Annotated in this window: 18 protein-coding genes; 16 read left to right on the forward strand and 2 right to left on the reverse strand. The window is 63.9% G+C overall.

From position 1 onward, the window contains the following. The first annotated feature begins 48 nt into the window (after positions 1-48). The 9 genes from leuC (at position 49) to NCR40_RS26930 (ending at position 8,815) form a co-directional block, all read left to right on the forward strand. The gene (leuC, locus tag NCR40_RS26890) at positions 49-1,479 is read left to right on the forward strand and encodes a 3-isopropylmalate dehydratase large subunit (protein ID WP_250511231.1); all 1,431 of its coding nucleotides are present in this window, start codon (positions 49-51) and stop codon (positions 1,477-1,479) included. Between the two features lie 2 nt (positions 1,480-1,481). Next, complete coding sequence (gene leuD / locus NCR40_RS26895; protein WP_244830405.1) at positions 1,482-2,078, forward strand: 3-isopropylmalate dehydratase small subunit; 597 nt, start codon at positions 1,482-1,484, stop codon at positions 2,076-2,078. A gap of 49 nt (positions 2,079-2,127) precedes the next feature. Next, positions 2,128-3,198: a 3-isopropylmalate dehydrogenase gene (leuB, locus tag NCR40_RS26900; protein WP_250511232.1), complete on the forward strand. Its 1,071-nt coding sequence runs from the start codon at positions 2,128-2,130 to the stop codon at positions 3,196-3,198. A 143-nt stretch (positions 3,199-3,341) separates the two neighbouring features. Beyond that, on the forward strand, positions 3,342-4,367 hold the full coding sequence (locus NCR40_RS26905) for an ABC transporter substrate-binding protein (protein ID WP_250511233.1): 1,026 nt from the start codon (positions 3,342-3,344) through the stop codon (positions 4,365-4,367). Beyond that, positions 4,364-5,236 carry an ABC transporter ATP-binding protein gene (locus tag NCR40_RS26910; protein WP_250511234.1) on the forward strand — a complete coding sequence of 291 codons (873 nt, stop codon included), beginning with the start codon at positions 4,364-4,366 and terminating at the stop codon, positions 5,234-5,236. Before NCR40_RS26905 ends, NCR40_RS26910 begins: the two co-directional genes overlap by 4 nt. Beyond that, positions 5,217-6,023: an ABC transporter permease gene (locus tag NCR40_RS26915; protein WP_244830399.1), complete on the forward strand. Its 807-nt coding sequence runs from the start codon at positions 5,217-5,219 to the stop codon at positions 6,021-6,023. The genes NCR40_RS26910 and NCR40_RS26915 overlap by 20 nt, the downstream gene beginning before the upstream one ends. A gap of 38 nt (positions 6,024-6,061) precedes the next feature. Continuing rightward, on the forward strand, positions 6,062-6,817 hold the full coding sequence (locus tag NCR40_RS26920) for an SDR family NAD(P)-dependent oxidoreductase (RefSeq protein ID WP_250511235.1): 756 nt from the start codon (positions 6,062-6,064) through the stop codon (positions 6,815-6,817). 32 nt (positions 6,818-6,849) lie between these two features. Next, positions 6,850-7,875, forward strand: coding sequence for an ABC transporter substrate-binding protein (locus NCR40_RS26925; RefSeq protein WP_250511236.1), 1,026 nt, complete (start codon positions 6,850-6,852; stop codon positions 7,873-7,875). Positions 7,876-7,891: 16 nt separating this feature from the next. Then, on the forward strand, positions 7,892-8,815 hold the full coding sequence (locus tag NCR40_RS26930) for an SMP-30/gluconolactonase/LRE family protein (RefSeq protein WP_250511237.1): 924 nt from the start codon (positions 7,892-7,894) through the stop codon (positions 8,813-8,815). Between the two features lie 18 nt (positions 8,816-8,833). Here the strand turns inward: NCR40_RS26930 and NCR40_RS26935 are convergent, their stop codons facing one another. Continuing rightward, positions 8,834-9,736, reverse strand: a complete 903-nt coding sequence (locus NCR40_RS26935; RefSeq protein WP_244830394.1) for a LysR substrate-binding domain-containing protein — start codon at positions 9,734-9,736, stop codon at positions 8,834-8,836. 90 nt (positions 9,737-9,826) lie between these two features. Further along, positions 9,827-10,900, reverse strand: a complete 1,074-nt coding sequence (locus NCR40_RS26940) for an Ldh family oxidoreductase (protein WP_250511238.1) — start codon at positions 10,898-10,900, stop codon at positions 9,827-9,829. A gap of 157 nt (positions 10,901-11,057) precedes the next feature. Between NCR40_RS26940 and NCR40_RS26945 the strand changes: the two genes are divergently transcribed. The 7 genes from NCR40_RS26945 to NCR40_RS26975 all read left to right on the forward strand — a co-directional run bounded on the left by NCR40_RS26945 (position 11,058) and on the right by NCR40_RS26975 (position 18,748). Beyond that, positions 11,058-11,582 carry an FAS1-like dehydratase domain-containing protein gene (locus NCR40_RS26945; protein WP_250468288.1) on the forward strand — a complete coding sequence of 175 codons (525 nt, stop codon included), beginning with the start codon at positions 11,058-11,060 and terminating at the stop codon, positions 11,580-11,582. Positions 11,583-11,594: 12 nt separating this feature from the next. Next, positions 11,595-12,080, forward strand: coding sequence for a hotdog family protein (locus NCR40_RS26950; protein ID WP_250468289.1), 486 nt, complete (start codon positions 11,595-11,597; stop codon positions 12,078-12,080). Next, positions 12,077-13,360, forward strand: coding sequence for a CaiB/BaiF CoA transferase family protein (locus NCR40_RS26955; RefSeq protein WP_250494759.1), 1,284 nt, complete (start codon positions 12,077-12,079; stop codon positions 13,358-13,360). The genes NCR40_RS26950 and NCR40_RS26955 overlap by 4 nt, the downstream gene beginning before the upstream one ends. Then, positions 13,360-14,529 (forward strand): CaiB/BaiF CoA transferase family protein, encoded by a 1,170-nt coding sequence (locus NCR40_RS26960; protein ID WP_250511239.1) that lies wholly within the window; start codon positions 13,360-13,362, stop codon positions 14,527-14,529. Before NCR40_RS26955 ends, NCR40_RS26960 begins: the two co-directional genes overlap by 1 nt. 46 nt (positions 14,530-14,575) lie before the next feature. Beyond that, positions 14,576-15,508 (forward strand): hydroxymethylglutaryl-CoA lyase, encoded by a 933-nt coding sequence (locus NCR40_RS26965; RefSeq protein ID WP_250511240.1) that lies wholly within the window; start codon positions 14,576-14,578, stop codon positions 15,506-15,508. 165 nt (positions 15,509-15,673) lie between these two features. Next, a complete protein-coding gene (locus NCR40_RS26970) occupies positions 15,674-17,017 on the forward strand; it encodes a citrate synthase (protein ID WP_250511241.1) in 1,344 nt (447 codons plus the stop codon). Positions 17,018-17,299: 282 nt separating this feature from the next. Next, positions 17,300-18,748 carry an MFS transporter gene (locus NCR40_RS26975; RefSeq protein ID WP_250468294.1) on the forward strand — a complete coding sequence of 483 codons (1,449 nt, stop codon included), beginning with the start codon at positions 17,300-17,302 and terminating at the stop codon, positions 18,746-18,748. The last annotated feature ends 6 nt before the right edge of the window (positions 18,749-18,754 follow it).

The following is an 18,754-nucleotide window of genomic DNA, read 5'->3' on the forward strand; positions in this document are numbered from 1 at the left end:
CTGCACCGCGCCTGACGAGGCGGTCATTTGACGGAGCGAGACGAAGCAATGCAACTCGAACAGCTTAGCGCGGGTCCACGCACGCTTTACGACAAGATCTGGGACAGCCACCGCGTGATGTCCCGCGACGACGGGCAGGATCTTCTCTACATCGATCGTCATTACATTCACGATGTCACCGCGCAGTCGTTCGACCTGTTGCGCCAGCGCGGGCTCAAGCCGCGTTCGCCCGAGCGCATTTTCGGCACGCCGGATCACTACGTTTCCAGCACGGCGAACGATATCGCGGCGGTGACCGACCTCGAACGGCGCGCCATGATCGAGTCGCTGCAACGCGACGCCAACGAATCGCGCATCACCCTGTTCGACATGAACGACACGCGGCGCGGCATCGTCCACGTGGTCGGGCCGGAGCAGGGCCTGAGTCTGCCCGGCATGACCGTCGTTTGCGCCGACAGCCACACGTCCACGCATGGCGCGGTGGGCGCGCTGGCCTTCGGTATCGGCGCCACCGAAGTGGCTCACGTGCTCGCCACGCAATGCCTGTGGCAGCGCAAGTCGCGCAACATGCGTATCACGCTCGACGGCACGCCGGGTGCGGGCGTCACGGCGAAGGACCTGATTCTCGCGGTCATCGCGCGAATCGGCGTGGCTGGCGCGACGGGACACGTGATCGAATATGCCGGCTCCGCCATCGCCGGCTTGTCGATGGAAGGGCGATTGACGCTCTGCAACATGACCATCGAGGCGGGCGGTCGCGCCGGCATGATCGCCCCGGACGAAACCACCTTCGCTTATCTCGCCGGACGGCACTACGCACCCACGGGCGACCGGTGGCAAAGGGCGCTCGCGTATTGGCGCGGCTTGTTCACGGACCCAGGCGCGGTGTTCGATCGCGAAGTGCATATCGACGTGACCGAGATCGTCCCGATGGTCACATGGGGCACCACGCCCGGCTATGCCTGCGCCATCGACGGCCGCGTACCGGACCCCATGGAGCAGCCCGATCCCGACCTGCGCGCGGCGATGTCGCGTGCGCTCGACTACATGGGCCTCGCGGCGAACGAGTCGCTCGAAGGCGTCGCGATCAACCGGGTGTTCATCGGCTCGTGCACCAACGGGCGCATCGAGGACATGCGCAGCGCGGCGGAAGTGGCGCGCGGCCGTCATATCGCGCCGAGCGTGGAAGCGTGGGTCGTGCCGGGTTCGCATGAAGTGCGTGCGCAGGCGGAAGCGGAAGGGCTCGACCGCATCTTCATGGAAGCGGGTTTTCAGTGGCGCTATCCCGGCTGTTCGATGTGTCTCGCGACCAACGGCGATATTGCCGAACCCGGCCAGCGCTGCGCTTCGACATCCAACCGGAATTTCGTGGGCCGTCAGGGACCCGGCGTGCGCACGCATCTGATGAGCCCGGCGATGGCGGCCGCCGCGGCGGTGACGGGACGTCTCACCGATGTCCGCCGTCTCCTGGGAGTGTGAACATGGAACGACTGGAGTACCTCGATGCAGTCGCGGCGCCGATCGTCGCGATCAACTGCGATACCGACCAGATTCTGCCCGCGCGCTATCTGCAAAAACCCCGCTCCGACGACTTCGGCCAGTTCCTGTTTCGTGCGCTGCGCTTCGATGCAAATGGCGCGGAACGTCCCGACTTCCTGCTCAACCAGGCGCCTTTGCGCGAGTCGCGCATCGTCGTGGCCAACCATAACTTCGGTTGCGGTTCGTCGCGCGAGCATGCGGTCTGGGCGCTCTATGACTACGGCATCCGCGCGGCGATTGCACCGAGCTTCGGCGACATCTTTTTCATCAACTGCCTGAAGAACGGACTGCTGCCGATCGTGTTGCCCGAGGCCGTGGTGCTGCCGTTGCTCGATAGGTTGTCGGAGAGTCCGGGCAGCCGTATCGCCATCGACTTGCCCGCGCAGACCGTCACCTTGCCCGACGGGTCCTCGCACGCGTTCGAGCTGGAGCCCTTCGCCAAGGATTGCCTGTTGCGCGGCATGGACGAGATCGACTACACGCTTTCGCATCTGGACCGCATCGTGGCATTCGAGCGCGACCGTGCCGAAACCTTTTGACGGCGCGCACACGGCGCGCTGTTTCCAATAACGACCAAGGAGATTACAGATGAAGATTGCAGTCATGCCCGGCGATGGTATTGGCCCCGAAGTTGTCGCGGAGGCGCTCAAGGTGCTGCGAATCGTGGCGCCGCACGCCGAGACGCAGGAGGCTGCCATCGGCGATGCCGGCATCCAGGCGCACGGCGTGCCGCTGCCGCCGCCCACGCTCGAAGTGGCGCGCAAGGCCGACGCGATTCTCTTCGGCGCGGTAGGCGTGGCCGACGAAGCCGATATCCCGCGCGAGGAGCGTCCCGGCACCGGGTTATTGCAATTGCGCGAGGCACTGACGCTCTATGCCAACTTTCGCCCGGCCTTCATGTTCCCGGAACTGATCGGCGCTTCGACGTTGCGTCCGGAAGTGGTGGATGGCCTCGACATCGTGATCGTGCGCGAGTTGAACGGCGACGCCTACTTCGGCCAGCCGCGCGGCTTCGAGACCAATCAGGCGGGCGAGCGTGTGGGGTTCAACACCATGCGTTACTCGGAGTCGGAAGTGGAGCGCGTCGCGCATGCCGCCTTCAAGGCCGCGCAGCGCCGTCATCACAAGCTCTGCTCGGTGGACAAGGCCAACGTGCTGGAAGCAAGTCAGCTGTGGCGCGAGGTCGTCACGCGCGTCGGGCGGGAATACCCGGACGTCGAACTGAGCCATCTCTTCGTGGACGCCGCCGCGATGATGCTGATGCGGCGCCCCAAGCAATTCGATGTGATCGTCACGGGCAATCTCTTCGGCGATATTCTGTCGGACGCGGCCGCCATGCTGACCGGCTCGATCGGCATGTTGCCTTCGGCCTCGCTCGGCTATCACCGCAAGGGCTTGTACGAGCCGGTCCACGGGTCGGCGCCGGATATTGCCGGAAAGGACATTGCCAATCCGCTTGCCGCGATTCTGTCGTGCGCGATGATGCTGCGCGAGAGCTTCGAAATGGAAGACGACGCGCGCCGGGTCGAGCAGGCCGTGCGCACGGTGCTCGCGGCCGGTTACCGGACCGCGGATATCCAGCAGGAAGGCACGCAGCGCGTCGGCACCCGCGACATGGGCGATGCCGTGGTCGAGGCGCTGCGCAAACAGGCGGCCTAAGAAGATCGCGTTGCGCGGACCGGCTCCGCTATGTCGATAATCAGCAGTCGCGGGAGATGCGAGGATATTCATAAGCCGGTCCGCAATTGACACTCTGTCGTCCCTGAAGTACCTAAAAATCCCTAAAAAGGGAGGAGACAACCATGAAGCTGAAACTCGCCATCGCGCTGTGTGCCGCGTTCGCGCTCGCCTGCGGTTCCTTGACGGCCGCAGCCAAGGATGTGCCTGAGAAGCCCGAACTGCACATCGCGGCGGCTTCGGTGGGCATCACCTACCTGCCCATGCTCGTCGCCAAACAGCGCGGCTATTTCAAGGACGAAGGGCTCGACGTGACCATCGCCGCATTCTCCGGCGGATCGAAGACACTGGAAGCGCTGCTCGGCGGCAGCTCCGACATGGTGGCGGGCGCGTATTCGAACACCATCACCATGGCCACCAAGGGACAGCATCTCGTGGTGGTCGCGGCGCAAGTCATCTGTCCGGGATGGATCTTCGGGGTGTCGCAGAAACGCGAGGGCGAAGTGAAATCGGCCAAGGACCTGAAGGGCATGCGAATCGGCGTGAGCGCGCCGGGTTCCAGCACGCACATGGCACTCAATTACATTCTGCACAAGGCGGGGCTGCAGTCTTCCGACGTGTCGATCATCGGCGTGGGACAAGCGGCCGGCGCGGTGGCGGCCGTGCGGGCCGGGCAGATCGATGCGCTGATCGTCAACGACCCGAGCGCCACTATCCTCATGAAGGATGGCAGCCTCAAGCCGCTTGAGAACATGCGCACGGCTGAAGGGAACGTCAAGGTGTTCGGTTCGGATTACCCCGAGTCGAGCCTCTTCGCGACGCAAGAGTTCATCGGCAAGAATCCCAAGACGGTGCAGGCCGTCGCCAATGCGATCGTGCGCGCCGAGAAGTGGATCGCCAAGGCGACGCCGCAGGAAGTCGCCGACAACGTGCCCCCGCAATATATCGGCGAGAACAAGGCGCTCTATGCGGAGGCCTTCACGAACAGCCGCCGTTGCATTGCGCAGAACGGCGAGATCACGCCGAAGGGCGCGCAGACGGTGCGCGAGGTGCTGGCGGCATTCGACCCTGCAGTGGCATCGGCGAAGATCGATCTTGCATCGACGTATGACAACCGGTTCGTCAGGAAAGCGGCGGAGATCCAGCCATGAGCACGGCAACGTATGGAATCAAGGGCACCCCGAGCGTCCCCCTCGACAGCGAAAAAACCGAAGTGCGCGAAGCCCTGCGTTTCGACAATGTGACCTGCACCTTCGCCGGCAACGGCAAGAGGGCGCAGACCTACACCGCCGTCTCGGAGGCCACGTTGTCGATCGGCGACGGCGAGTTCGTGTCGATCGTCGGTCCCACGGGCTGCGGCAAATCCACCTTGCTCAACGTTGCTGCCGGGCTTACGCGGCCCTCGTCGGGCAGCATCATCGTCTTCGACAAGAAGCTAACGCAGGGCTTGAATACGCAGGCGGCCTATCTTTTTCAGGTCGATGCGCTCATGCCCTGGAAGACGACCGAAGACAACATCGCGATGGGTCTGATCTTTCGGGGAACGCCGCGCGAACAGGCGCTCAGCGTGGCGCGCGGCTGGCTCGATCGCGTGGGACTTCAAGGACACGGCAAGAAGTATCCGCATCAGTTGTCCGGCGGCATGCGCAAGCGTGCCGGTCTCGCGCAGGCGCTCGCGCTCAACCCTCGCATCATTCTGATGGACGAGCCGTTCAGCGCGCTGGATATCCAGACGCGGCACCTGATGGAAAACGAGTTGCTGCAACTGTGGTCGCACGACCGCAAGTCCGTGATGTTCGTGACGCACGATCTGGAGGAGGCCATCTCGTTGTCGGACCGCGTCATCGTGCTCTCGGCCGGGCCTGGAACGCGGCCTATCGCCGAGTTCAAGATTGACCTCGAACGTCCACGCGAGATGTCGGAAATCCGCATGACGCAGCGTTTCCTGCAACTGCACACCCAGATCTGGGACGTGCTCAGAGGCGAGGTTTTGAAAAGCTATGCGCGCAATCGAGTTTGACTCAAACAATCGCTTCACCGTCCTGGTCACGCGGCTTTTGATCCTGTTCGGTGTCTTGTTCCTGTGGTGGCTCGGCACGCATCAGAAGTGGCTGTCGCCGTTCTTCTTCGGCGATCCGCTCGGCGTGGCGGTGCGTATCGTCGACTGGTTCGTGACGGGCTCGATCTACCGTCATCTGTACACGACGCTCGTCGAAACCATGCTGGCGTTCGTGATCGGCACGGTCCTCGGGTTGGCATGCGGCCTGTGGCTTGCGCTCAGCCCGTTCCTCGCCACGGTCTTCGATCCGTTCATCAAGGCGATGAACTCGATGCCGCGCCTGATCTTCGCGCCGATCTTCGCGCTCTGGTTCGGACTCGGCATCTGGTCCAAGGTGGCGCTGGGCGTGACGCTCGTCTTCTTCGTCGTGTTCTTCAACGTCTTTCAGGGCGTGCGCGAGGTCAGCCCGACGGTGTTGTCCAACACGCGGATGCTGGGCGCCAACTCACGTCAATTGTTGCGGCATGTGTACTTGCCATCGGCGACGAGCTGGGTCTTTTCCAGCCTGCATAACGCAATCGGCATCGCCTTCGTGGGCAGCGTGGTGGGCGAATATCTCGGCTCGGAAAAGGGCGTGGGTTACCTGATCCTGCTGGCCGAAGGCGTATTCGATATCAACTCGGTGATCGCCGGCATTCTGGTGCTGACCGTGTTCGCCTTGATACTCGATACCGCCGTGTCGATGGTCGAGGATCATTTGCTGCGCTGGCGTCCTGTCGCTGGACAGACGGTGGCCACGAGCGCTTAAACCCCCGGCGCAATCGAAGATCACTAGAGGAGACCGTTTTGCAGACCAATGCAATCGATTTGAGGGGCCGCGTTGCCGTGGTGACGGGCGGCGCGCAGGGGATCGGCTTCGCGGTCGGCCGCAGGCTGCTTGCTTCCGGCGCGCGGCTTGCCATCTGGGATATCAACCCCGCCGGCATGGACGAGGCGCGCGAGCAACTGGGCGAGCACGATGTCCACTTCGAGCGTGTCGACATTGCCGATTACGCCAGCGTGCAGGCCGCCGTGGCGGGCACGCTGAAGGCCGCGGGGCGCATCGATATTCTCATCAACAACGCGGCTATCGTCGGCCCGAACGCCACGCTGATCGAGTATCCGATCGATATCTGGAAGCAGGTGATGGATATCGATGTCAACGGCACTTTCCACTGCTGCCGTGCCGTGGCCCCGGTGATGATCGACCAGAACTATGGGCGCATCGTCAATCTGTCCTCGGTCGCCGGCAAGGAAGGCAATCCGAATGCGGCCGCGTATAGCTCGGCGAAGGCGGCCGTCATCGCCATGACCAAGTCGCTCGGCAAGGAACTGGCAAGCCACGATATCGCGGTGAACTGCGTGACACCCGCCGTGGCGCGGACGCCCGGGGCGATGGAGCAATCGCCCGAGCATATCCGCTACATGCTCGGCAAGATTCCGCGCGGCCGTTTTCTCGAACTCGACGAAGCCGCCGCGATGATCGCGTGGCTCGCCAGCGAGGAAAACTCATTCACCACCGGAGCGGTTTTCGATCTGTCCGGCGGTCGGGCCACTTACTAGCAACGTCAGCCTGGGAAGAGGGAGACATCATCGTGAGAACGCTCAGGCGCCTGTCGTTGCCAGCGCTCGCCATCTGTGCGGCACTGGCCAGCCAGTCGGCGAGCAGCGCCGCTCCCGCGCCGGAAAAGCCCAGGCTTCATCTGGCCGCGGCGGGTGTGGGCTTTCCGTATCTGCCGTTCGTCATTGCGGATAGCCGCGGATACTTCAAACAGGCCGGGCTGGAAGTCGAAATCGGCGTCTTCAGCGGCGGCGCGAAAGCGCTTCAGGCGATGATGGGCGGCAGCGCCGATATCGTCGCGGGCGCGTATTCGAACACCATCACGATGGCCGCGAAAGGCCAGAAGCTCGTGTCGTTCGTCACGCTGGCTTCGTGCCCCGGCTGGGTGTTCGGCGTGACGCGAGCGAGTCACGACAAGGTCAAGACCTACGCCGATCTGAAGGGCATGCGCATCGGCGTGAGTTCGCCGGGGTCGAGCTTTCATATGGGCGCGAACTATCTGCTGAACAAGGCGGGCGTGAAACCGGGCGATGTTTCGATCATCGGCGTGGGCTCGTCGGCAGGCGCGATTGCCGCCGCGCGCAGCGGGCAGATCGACGCCTTGATGAGCAACGACCCGGTCGCAACCGTGCTGCAGACGAGTGGCGATCTCTTTCCGCTTGCCGTGATGCGCGACCCGGCCGGCACCCGAGCGACGCTCGGCGGCGATTATCCGGAAGCCTCCATCTACACCACGCGGGAGTTCGCGGCCAAATATCCCAACACGGTGCAGGCGGTGACCAATGCGATTCTGGAAGCCGAACGCTGGATGGCGCAGGCGACGCCCGAACAAGTCGCCGCCGCCGTGCCGGCTCAATACGCTTTAGCCGACAAGGATGTCTTCGCGCAAGCCTACGCCAACATGCATGACTGCATTTCGCGCGATGGCCTGATGACCGATGCGGCGGCCCACACCGTGCACGACGTGCTGGCCGCGTTCGATCCCGACATCGGCAAGGCGTCCATCGATCTGAAGGCGACTTACGACAATCGTTTTGTCGAGCATGCCGACAAGCGCTGAAGGGAGGACGACAGCGATGGAAAGCCCAATACAAATCCTGGCGGAAGGCTTGAAGTTCCCGGAAGGGCCGGTGGCGATGCCCGACGGCTCCGTGGTGCTCGTCGAGATCGAGCGGGAGACCATCAGCCGCGTTTCGCCCGACGGTAGAGTGAGCGTGCTGGCGGCGGTGGACGGCGGCCCCAACGGTCTGGCGCTTGGGCCGGATGGCGCCTTCTACATCTGCAATAACGGCGGTTTTCTGTTTCGTACCGTTGCCGGACTGAATCGCACGAAACCGGGCGTGCATCCGCGTTATACGAGCGGGCGTATCGAGCGCTTCGACCCGCAGTCGGGCTCGCTCACGACGCTGTATGACCACTGCGGCGATCATCCGCTGTGCGGTCCAAACGACATCGTGTTCGACCACGACGGCGGCTTCTACTTCACCGACTTCGGAAAGAACCGGCTGCGCGAGCGCGATCACGCGGGCCTCTATTACGCTCGCGCCGATGGTTCGGCCATCGTCGAGGTGGCGTATCCGCTCACCACGGCCAATGGCGTCGGTTTGTCGCCCGACGACAGCATCGTCTATGTGGCGGAGACCGAGACCGCGCGGCTCTGGGCATTCGATCTGGAGGCGCCCGGCCGGGCGCGCAGGCATCCTTATCCGTCGCCGCATGGCGGGCGTCTGGTTTGCGGCTTGCCGGGTTATCAGCGCTTCGACAGCCTGGCGCTGGACGCCGAGGGCAACATTTGCGTGGCCACGCTCGTGACCGGCTGCATCACGGTCGTCGCGCCATCCGGTGAAGTGCTGCGACAGGTGCCGGTACCCGATGGCATGGTGACCAACATCTGCTTCGGCGGCGCCGACATGAAGACGGCCTACGTGACGCTCTCCGGCACGGGCCGCCTGGCCAGGCTGCAATGGCCGCAAGCAGGATTGAAGCTGGCTTATTCGTGATTGACCGATTGCCGGCGCCTAATGGTGTGCCGCATCCTGACTTGCAAGCAGATGCTTGAGAAACAGTTGCACCGGCACGGGAAGCGACTCGGCTTCGCGTACGCAGATTTTCCAGTGGCGCTCCGCCCAGGCTTCATCCAGATGCACGGCGATCAGCGGCGCGGAACTGACGTACCGTTCGGCGTGATGCTCCGGCACGAGCCCGATGCCAAGCCGTGCTTCCACCATGCTGCGCACCGGTTCGAAACCGTTGACGCGAATCGACAGCTTGAGCGGGTGATCGAGATCCGCCGCCGCGCGCAGCACCAACGAATTCAGATAGCTGCCCACTTGCGGCCCCACGAGCGGATACTCGGCGACTTCGCGGAACGTGACCCGTTCGGCGCGGCCGAGCGGATGATCGGGCGGCATGATGACCACCAGCCGGTCGCTGCGATAAGGGAAGACCTGCAGGCCGGTGGTAACCGTCGTGCCGCCGAACACGCCGATGTCCGCCGCGTTTTCCGCCACGGCGCGGACCACCGCGGGGCTCAGGCTTTCCTGAAGATCGATGCGCAGCCCGGGGTGCATCTCCAGAAAAACGCGTATGTCGTTGGCGATGTACTGAACGATGGTCGAGAGGCTCGCATGTAAGCGAATCTGACCGCGCACGCCTTCGGCGTGGTCCAGTAACTCGCTCTCCATTTGGGCGATGTCTCGTAACAGCACGCGGGCGTGCTGCAGGAGTGCCGCAGCGGCGGTCGTCAGTTCGAGTCCCTTGTTGCTGCGCACGAAGAGCGCGTTCTTGAGCGTGTCTTCAAGATGGGACATGCGCTTGCTGAGCGCGGAAGGCGCAATGTTTTCCGCTTCCGCCGCGCGGGCAATGCTGCCGTGCTCGCACACGGCGATGAACAGTTTCAACGATTGCAGGTCGAATCGCATCGAGTCTCCGGGGTGCGGTCTTTTCGCCGCAGCGCTGCTTCCGAAGAGAAAGTATGCATCGGGTCTGAGGTGAGCGCAAAGGTTTAGGCGTCATGCTGCCTCCGGTTTGGCCTGCGGAAAGCGCACCTCGTAGCGTTCTCCGCAAGCCTTGAGCGGTGTGTCGAGATCGGCATGCAGATGCACGCCATTCTTCAGTTGTTCGGCCCGCCTTGCCATTGCGCGCTCGCCGGGAAGGCGCACGGGGTCGTTGATCGTGCGAGGCGGGTTGGTGCGGCAGGCGTCGCCGAGCCAATCCATCTGCCTCTGGAATGCTTCGATACCGCCGAATGCTGCCGGATCGTGCAGCGACATGAACACGGTCGCGCCCCAGCCTTCGTGTGGATCGGCGCGGCCAAAGCCGGCCAGTCCGCCTGTTAGCGCCTCGATCATCAACGCCATGCCGAATCCCTTGTGACCGGCGGCCAGTCCACCGAGCGGCAGGATCGATCCGGGTGGATCGGCAAACAGCACGCCGGGATCATGCGTCGCGTTACCTTGTGCATCCATCATCCAGGGTTCGTCGAACGATTGGCCGTTCTGATGGCGGCGCGCGCTCATCGCGTTGGTCGTCACGGAGGACGAGATGTCGATCAGCATCGGAGTCGTCGATGTCGGTATGCCGAGCGCGATCGGGTTCGGCGTGAACAAGGCCCGCGTGCCGCCGAACGGCGCGACGCTTTGCACGCTCGGATCGGAGCTCGCCAGCATCATCACCAGGTTTATTTCGGTGGCGCGCAGGAGATACGCGGCAAGACATGCAATGTGATGACTGCGCCGGATCACGAGCGTGGCGGCGCCGAGTTCGCGAGCGCGCGGGGCAAGGACGTCGATGCCGGCATGCACGAGCGCGGGTCCGGGCAGACGCCGTCCGTCCCACAGCAACGCGGCAGGACGATCAGAGATGACTGCGGGCGCGCCGTCGCGTGTCATGGCGCCTTGTTCGAGCTGCTTCACGTAGCCTGGCAACAGCGCGAGTCCGTGCGTGTCGTGTCCCATCAAGTCGCCATCGACGAGAGTGCGTGCCACGTCCCGCGCATGAGCGCTCGCGAGCCCCGCCAGGCAAAGCACTTCCATTGCATATTCAAAGAGCGCGTTCGCGTCGTAGCGGGTCGTTCTCATCGACATCTCTCCCTTGGTGGTGTCATGCGTCGAGCGGTACGTGAGGCACGATAGTCGATCGATGCGACCCTGAGAAGACGTTGATTCAACGATCAAGTATTGTGCGCTAAAGGGCGGCTCCCCTAGACTGGCTTCGTCGATGTAGCGACAGGAGACTAGAGCCGTGAGCAACGAATACATCACCGGCAAGGTGAAAGCCATCATCGGCGCCGAGACCGAATGGGTCACGTCGACGCATGCCGTCGAAGCAAGCGAAGTGCGCCGCTTCCATCATGCAACCATGGATGACGCGCGTCGTTACTGGGACGAAGACTGGGCCGCGACAAGTCGTTATGGCGCACTGGTCGCGCCGCCGGGTTTTCCGGTGCATGCCTTTCGCAGACCGCCGTCATCGCCCGACCCGCTGGATGACATGAACAAGCCTGACTACGATGGCCTGAGCCGCAGTTTCAGCGGCCTGCCGGCCGTCGAAGTGGAGTTGCCACGCGATCTGAACGGCGGCTACGAATACGAGCTCTACCGTTATGCGCGCGTCGGCGAGAAGGTGCTGCGTCAGGCGCGCTACAAGGACATCGTGCAGCGCGACGGCAAAAGCGGACCGATGGTGCTCGTCATCATCGAAGAGACCTACGTGAACGAGAAGGGCGAGAAGCTTTTGAAGGTCACGAACACCCAGATCATGCGCTAGGCGAGGGTCATCATGGCTGCACTGTATTTTGAGGATGTCGAAACAGGCATGGAGATCCCGGCGCTCGTCAAGGGACCGATGACCACGGCGCATATCGTGCGCTGGTCGGCATCCATGGAGAACTGGCATCGCATTCATTACGACTGGCGCTTCGCCACGCAACACGACAAGTTACCCGACGTAATGGTCAACGGCTCGTGGAAACAGCACATCATGCTGCAACTGCTGACGGACTGGGCCGGTGAAAGCGGCTGGGCATGGAAGCTCCAGTTCCAGTTTCGCGGCATGAACGTGCCGGGCGATCTGCTCACGGCGTGGGGCCGCGTGACCGGAACCGAACGGCGCGGCGGCTTCGGTCTCGCGCATCTGGAAATCGGCTTGCGTAATCAGGAAGGCAGGGAAAGCACGCCCGGCAGCGCAACGGTCGTTCTGCCCTTGCGCAACGGCGCGCCCGTGCCTTATCCCTTCGATCCAGCCGTTCTCGAAGAGGCCGCATGAGCGCCGCTGATTTCGTATCCCCAGCGCGCGTGGTCGCCGCGCCGCTCGCCGGCGTGCGCGTGATCGAATGGAGCGACGCCATGCCCGCCGCTTTCTGTGCGCGCGTGCTGCGCGACCTCGGCGCGCAGGTGCTCAAGCTGGAACCGCCCGGTACTGGCGATACGCTGCGTCGAACCGGCCCGTTCGCACCCAATGCTCCTTATGGTGAAGATGCCGCGCTCTTCGCGTATCTGAATCACGGCAAGGAAAGCGCCACGCTCGATCCGTCGCATCGGCAAGGAGCTGCGTTGCTGCGGCGTCTCGTGGAATCCGCCGATCTGCTGATTACGTCCAATACAAGCCGCCTTGCGGAACTGCAACTCGACGGCGATACGCTCAGGCACATTCAGCCCGCGCTCGTCACGCTTTCCGTCACGCCCTGGGCTACGCATGCGGGACCCGACGCGCCGTCCGCGTACACCGACTTCACCCTCACGCATCACGCGGGCTATGCATTTCATCAGGCGCGCCCCGTTCACGCACCCGATCAGCAAGCGCCCGTCGCCTGTGCCGACCGCGAAGTGGCGCTGGCCACGGGTGTGGCCGCCGCGAACGCGGCGCTCTGGGGCCTGCTCGAAGCGCAGATGAATGGCGAGGGACGCAGTATCGAATGCGCGGAGCTGGATGTGATCGCGCATCTGCTGATCGAGCCCGTCGCCGATCATGGGCGCGGCGAACGCAGCTTCAGCCGGCTGCGCGAGGAACTGCAGGGCACCGAGGTCGCGGGCGGGCTGATCTGGCTGTTGCCGTGCAAGGACGGCTTCGTGATGATTTCGCCGCGCGAACAACATCAATGGGAACGCTGGGTCGAATTGCTCGGAAACCCGGCGTGGTCGCGCGATGAGGCGCTGTGCGGCGAACGCACGGCGCGCAACGAAAACTGGATGATCCTGCAAGACGAGATGTCGAAGTGGACGCGCGAGCATAGCCGCGCCGACGTCTTCGAGCGCGCGCAGGCGGCGCGCGTGGCGTGTTTTCCGGTGAGCGGTGCGCGCGATCTTCTGGATAACGCGCAGCTGAATGCGCGCGGGTTTTTCGATCGCTGGCAGTGCGCGGGCGGCACGCCACTGTCGATGCCCGGCCTGCCGTTTGCCATGCGCACGACTTCGGGCGCAGAGTTGCCACGCGCGCGCGATGTCGTATCGCCCGCACTTGGCTCCGCTAACCGCGCGGTGTTCGAAGAGCGCCTCGGACTGTCGCCGGATGAAGTCGAAAGCTTGCGCCGGCATGGAGTCGTGTGATGACACAGAAAGCATTGGCGGGCTTGCGCGTCGTCGATTTCAGCTGGGTGCTGGCCGGACCCATGACTACCAAGATGCTCGCGGGCATGGGCGCGGAGATCATCAAGATCGAATCCGCGACGCGGCCCGAACATACGCAGCGTCCGCCCTGGTGGGCAGTGGTGAACGCCGGCAAGAAGAGCTGCACGATCAACCTGAGCCGGCCGCAAGGTCCGGAACTGATCCGGCGTCTGATCGCGCAGAGCGATATGGTCGTCGAAAACTTCTCCAACGGCGTGCTGGCGAAGTTTGGCCTCGATTACGCGACGCTTGCGCAGATTCGCCCCGATCTGATTTTCGTGTCCGCGTCGGGCACGGGTCGCGAAGGCCCGCAGCGCGATGCGCTTGCCTACGGCTCGTTATTGCAGGCGTACAGCGGTCGCGCCAGCGTGGTGGGCACGCCGAACGAGCGCGTGGAGGCCATGGGCATTCTGCCTGCGTGGACCGATCCGATCACTGCGCTCTGGGAAAGCTGCGCGGTGCTTGCGGCCATCCGGCACCGGCGCGTGAGCGGCGAGGGCGCGTACATCGATCTGTCGATGCTAGAAAGCACCGTCGCGCTATTGCCCGAACAGCTGTTTCGCGAGGCGCTCGGCAGCAAGACGCCAACGGCCACGGGCGCGCGCGAATGGGACGCCGCACCATCCGGATGCTTCCGCTGCTCAGGCGACGACGCCTGGCTCGCCGTTTCCATTGGCAACGACCGGCAATGGCGAGCGCTCTGCGACGCCATGCGCAAGCCCGAACTTGCTACCGATCCCCGCTTCTCCGATGCGTTCGGCCGCGCCGCGCATCGCGCAGCGGCGGACAATTTACTGGCAGAGTGGCTGCGCGACCAGACGCCCGCGCAAGCACTCGATGCGCTGCAGTCGCGTGGCGTGCCGGCCGCGCGTTCGAGACACATTGGCGCGGTGATGGAAGACCCGTATTTCGCCGATGGCGGCCTCTTCCCGCTGCTCGCGGACGGCTCACGCAGCATTGCGCTTCCGTGGCGCGATAACGCCGGCTTTCGCGGCGATTTCACGCCGCCGCCGCGCCTCGGCGAACACAACGACTACGTGTTCGGTGAGCTGCTCGGCCTCGATGCGCACGAAATTGAAACCTTGACCGAAGCGGGCGTGCTGCGTTGATGACGAGCGCGTTCGTGCAAAGACTCATTTTTGAAGGAGCAGGACCATGAAAGAAAAAGTGATGGTTTGCGAAGTCGGGCCGCGTGACGGTCTGCAAATGGCTCACGAGATCATGCCGACCGAGCAGAAAACGCGCTGGATCGCGGCAATCGCGCAAGCGGGTATCGGCGAAATAGAGGTCGGCAGTTTCGTTCCGCCAAAGCTCGTGCCGCAAATGGCGGACACCGAGGCAATCGTCAAGGCGGCGCTGCTACAACCCGGCTTGCGCGTGATGGCACTCGTGCCCAACCTGCGCGGTGCGCAGGCGGCATATGCGGCGGGCGCACATGGCGTCGGCATACCGGTTTCGGTGAGCGAGGGACACAGCCGCTCGAACACGCGCAAGGGCACCATGGAGCAGGTGGACGAAGTACGGCGAATCGTCGAATGGGTGCGCGAGCAGGAGCGGCCAATGGCGATCGAGCCGGGTTGCGCGACGGCCTTCGGCTGCGCCATCGACGGCGAGATTCCCTTGCAAAAGGTAATCGAAACGGCCGTCGCGCTAGCCGAAGCAGGCGTCGATGCCGTCGCGCTCGCGGATACCGTCGGCTACGGCAATCCCGTTCAGGTACGCAAGATGGTCAAGGCCGTGCGCGCGGAGATCGGCGACAAGCTGACCAAACTGCATATGCACGACACGATGGGACTCGGCCTCGCCAATGCGCTGGCGGGGCTCGAAGAAGGCATCCGTTCCTTCGATTCCGCGCTCGCGGGCCTTGGCGGCTGTCCGTTCGCGCCGGGCGCGTCGGGCAACATCGTCACGGAAGACCTCGTCTTCATGCTGGAAAGCATGGGCTTCGATACTGGAATAGACCTGGAACGGCTGATCGCCGCGCGCGAACTGCTGCACGAAGGGCTGCCTGGCGAGCCGATGTACGGGCAGGTGCCAAAGGCCGGCATTCCCAAGACTTTCCGCCGGACGGCTGGACTTCATGCATAGACGGAGCGTGTTCGACCGCGGTACTGGCATGACCCGATTGTGAGCATCCACGCGTTTGATTATCTTGTGGTTCACTGTGCCCCGTCCGGCGCTTTTGCGCTGGCAGCTTCGCATGGGACCAGGACGGGCGCTTCGGCGCCCGTCCTGGGTCGACAGGAGACCGAGGTGCAATCGAACCCGCATGATGCCGCCAGCGCGCCGCCCGACGCGCCCGGCGATTACCTGACACGCGCTGAAACGCTCGCGCTGCTGCAGATCAAGCTGCAAACGTTGTACGCCTACGTCAGCCGCGGCTTGATTCGCAGCGTGCCGCAAGGCGACAAGGGGCGCCGGCTTTATGCGCGCCAGGATGTCGAACGCATGAAATCGCGCGCCGATGCCCGCAGTGGCCACGCGCCCGTCGCCGCGGCCGCCATGCGCTGGGGCGAGCCGATCATATCGAGCACGCTCACCGAAATCACGGCCGAAGGTCCGCGTTATCGCGGCGTCGCGGCGCTCGAACTCGCGCGCAAGGGAAAGACCTTCGAACAGGTCGTGAAAGCGCTCTGGAATCCACGCGACGACGTGATCCTTTCGTGGCAGCCGTGCGGTCGCACGTTACGTTTCGCCGATGCCTGGTCGCGCACGGCGGGTCTCCAGCCACGTCGAGAACTCGTGCGCTTCTTCGCCGATATTGCAATGCGCTTCGGCGGCGAGCATCTGCGCGCGTTGCAGGCCGGCGACGCGCAGTTCATCGAATGCAGCCGCATGATCGCAACGATGGCGCATTGCCTTGCGCATTTGCGACGCGCAACGCCGGGCGCTGCGGCGGGCGTCACGCGCAAACGCGCGGACGGTCTCGCCGCGACGCTGTTGACCGTGCTCGGTGGTTCGGCGTCTGCCGCGCATCGTGCCGCGCTCGACGCCGCGCTCGTGCTGTGCGCGGATCACGAACTCGCGCAGGCGACCTTCGTGGCGCGTATCGCGGCGTCGGCGGGAGCGGATATCGGCGAATGCGTGGCGGCGGCCATCCTCACGCAGACGGGGCTCACGTCCGCGCGATCGTACGAAGCCACCGAGGACCTGCTGCGCGCATGCCGCACGGTTGCAGAAGCGCAACGGCTCTTCACGGAGCACTATGCGGCACACCGGAATCTGCCGGGCTTCAATCATCCCTTGTATCCGGATGGCGACCCGCGCGCGAGCTACCTGATCGATCTCGCGCGGCGGCTCGAAGGGCGGCACGCCGCGGTCGATCCGCTCTTCGAGGCACTCAAGATCGCAGCGGGCTACGGCTGTCTGCCGAGCCTGGAAGTTGGGCTGACCATGCTAACCGTGGCATTGGGGCTGCCGCCGCGCAGCGCGTTTTGCCTGTTCATCATCGGACGGTCGGCGGGGTGGGTGGCGCATATCATCGAGCAGCGCGAATCCGGCGCTTTGATACGTCCACGCGCGGACTACCTCGAGGCGAACGCCCCGCAGAACGATTCGGACGAGACGCGCTTGCTGACGTCGATCCTGCCGCCCTGAATCTCCGCATCGCACGACATGACGCCGACGGCCCTTCGCGAGGGCCGTTTTTCTTGGGCGCCGCGATCAAGTTGATTCAACGATCAAGTATTGTGGGCCGCTCCATGCGTCACTAGACTGGGCTAATCGAAAGGAGACAGCGGCCCGGACAAGCTAGCGACAGACAATGCGAACCAAGCCAGCAATTCCACACCGTCCTCATCGAATAGTTAGTATCCCCGATATTCACGACCGGTACGATGCGCCTTAGGCATTCAGCCGGCTGCACAGGAGGAGAAGAGGATGAACACCCCGAACAGGGCCATCGGCGCCGATGTCGCCGGGTCGCTCGACAGCGCGGATTATCCGGCGCGCGTCATCACGGCAGGCGGCGTGACCGCACGCTTCGACCGGTTGCCAATGACCGCCACGCTGTGGAAGCTCCTCACCCTCGTCGCACTCGGCGGCTTCTTCGAACTCTACGATGTGTACTTCGCGGGCTATATCGCGCCGGGCTTGTTCCGCTCGGGCATCCTCACGGCGACCACGCCCACTTTCTTCGCGATGAACGGTCTCGCCGGCTTTCTGGCGTCGCTGTTCATCGGGCTTTTCATTGGCACGATCTGCTTCGGCAGTCTCGCTGACCGATTCGGCCGGCGCCGCGTCTTCGCCGCATCCATGCTGTGGTATTGCATTGCGACGGTCTTCATCGCGTTTCAGGATACGGCGCTAGGACTGAACGTGTGGCGTGTGATTTGCGGCATCGGCGTCGGCGTGCAGTACGTGACGATCGATTCCTACGTCTCCGAATTGACGCCGCGACACGCACGCGGCATGGCGTTCGGGCTTGTATATGGCGTGGCGCAGATTTGCGCGCCGCTGATCGCGTTCCTTGCGTGGGTGCTGGTGCCGATTTCCCCGCTGGGTTTCGAGGGCTGGCGCTGGGTGATCGCGCTCGGATCGGTGGGCGCGCTGCTCGTGTGGTATCTGCAATTGCGTCTGCCGGAATCGCCGCGCTGGCTCGTGCAGAAAGGTCGCCTCGACGAGGCTGAACGCGTCATGCAGATGATCGAAACCCGCGTTCGCCGTGACTACGGCAAGGACCTGCCGCCACCGGCCGACGCGCCCGAAGCCGAGGAGCAGGAAGGCACGTTGCGCGAGGCATTCAGCCCGCGCTATCGCAGCCGCACGCTGATGCTCGTGGTCGTGAACTTCTTTCAAACGATTGGTTACTACGGCTTCGTCAGCTGGATTCCGACGCTGCTCATCGCCAAGGGCATCATGGTGACGCGCAGCCTCGAATACACTTTCCTGATCGTGCTGCTTTATCCAATCGCACCATTCATCGTCATGCTGGTGGCAGACCGCTTCGAGCGCAAATGGCAGCTCGTGTGCAGTGCGATCTCGGTGGCCGTGATCGGCGTGATCTTCTCGATGCTCAAGGCGCCGGGCTGGCTCATCGCGGTAGGGATCGTGCAGACGCTCGTGGTCAATTGGCTGTCGACTATCGTGCATACCTACCAGGCCGAGTTGTTCCCGACGCGCATGCGAGCGGGCGCGGTGGGCTTCGTGTATTCGTGGAGCCGGCTGTCGTCGATCTTCGTGGGCTTTTTCATCGCGTTCTTTTTGCGCGAGTTCGGCGTGCCGGGCGTATTCGCCTTCATCTTCGCCGCGATGGCGATCGTCGTCGTGGCGGTGGCGCTCTTCGGGCCGCGCACCACGGGGCTGGCGCTCGACGACATCGCGCGGTGAGTACGC

Origin of the sequence: Caballeronia sp. GACF4, from assembly GCF_023631025.1 — a bacterium.
GTDB lineage: Bacteria > Pseudomonadota > Gammaproteobacteria > Burkholderiales > Burkholderiaceae > Caballeronia.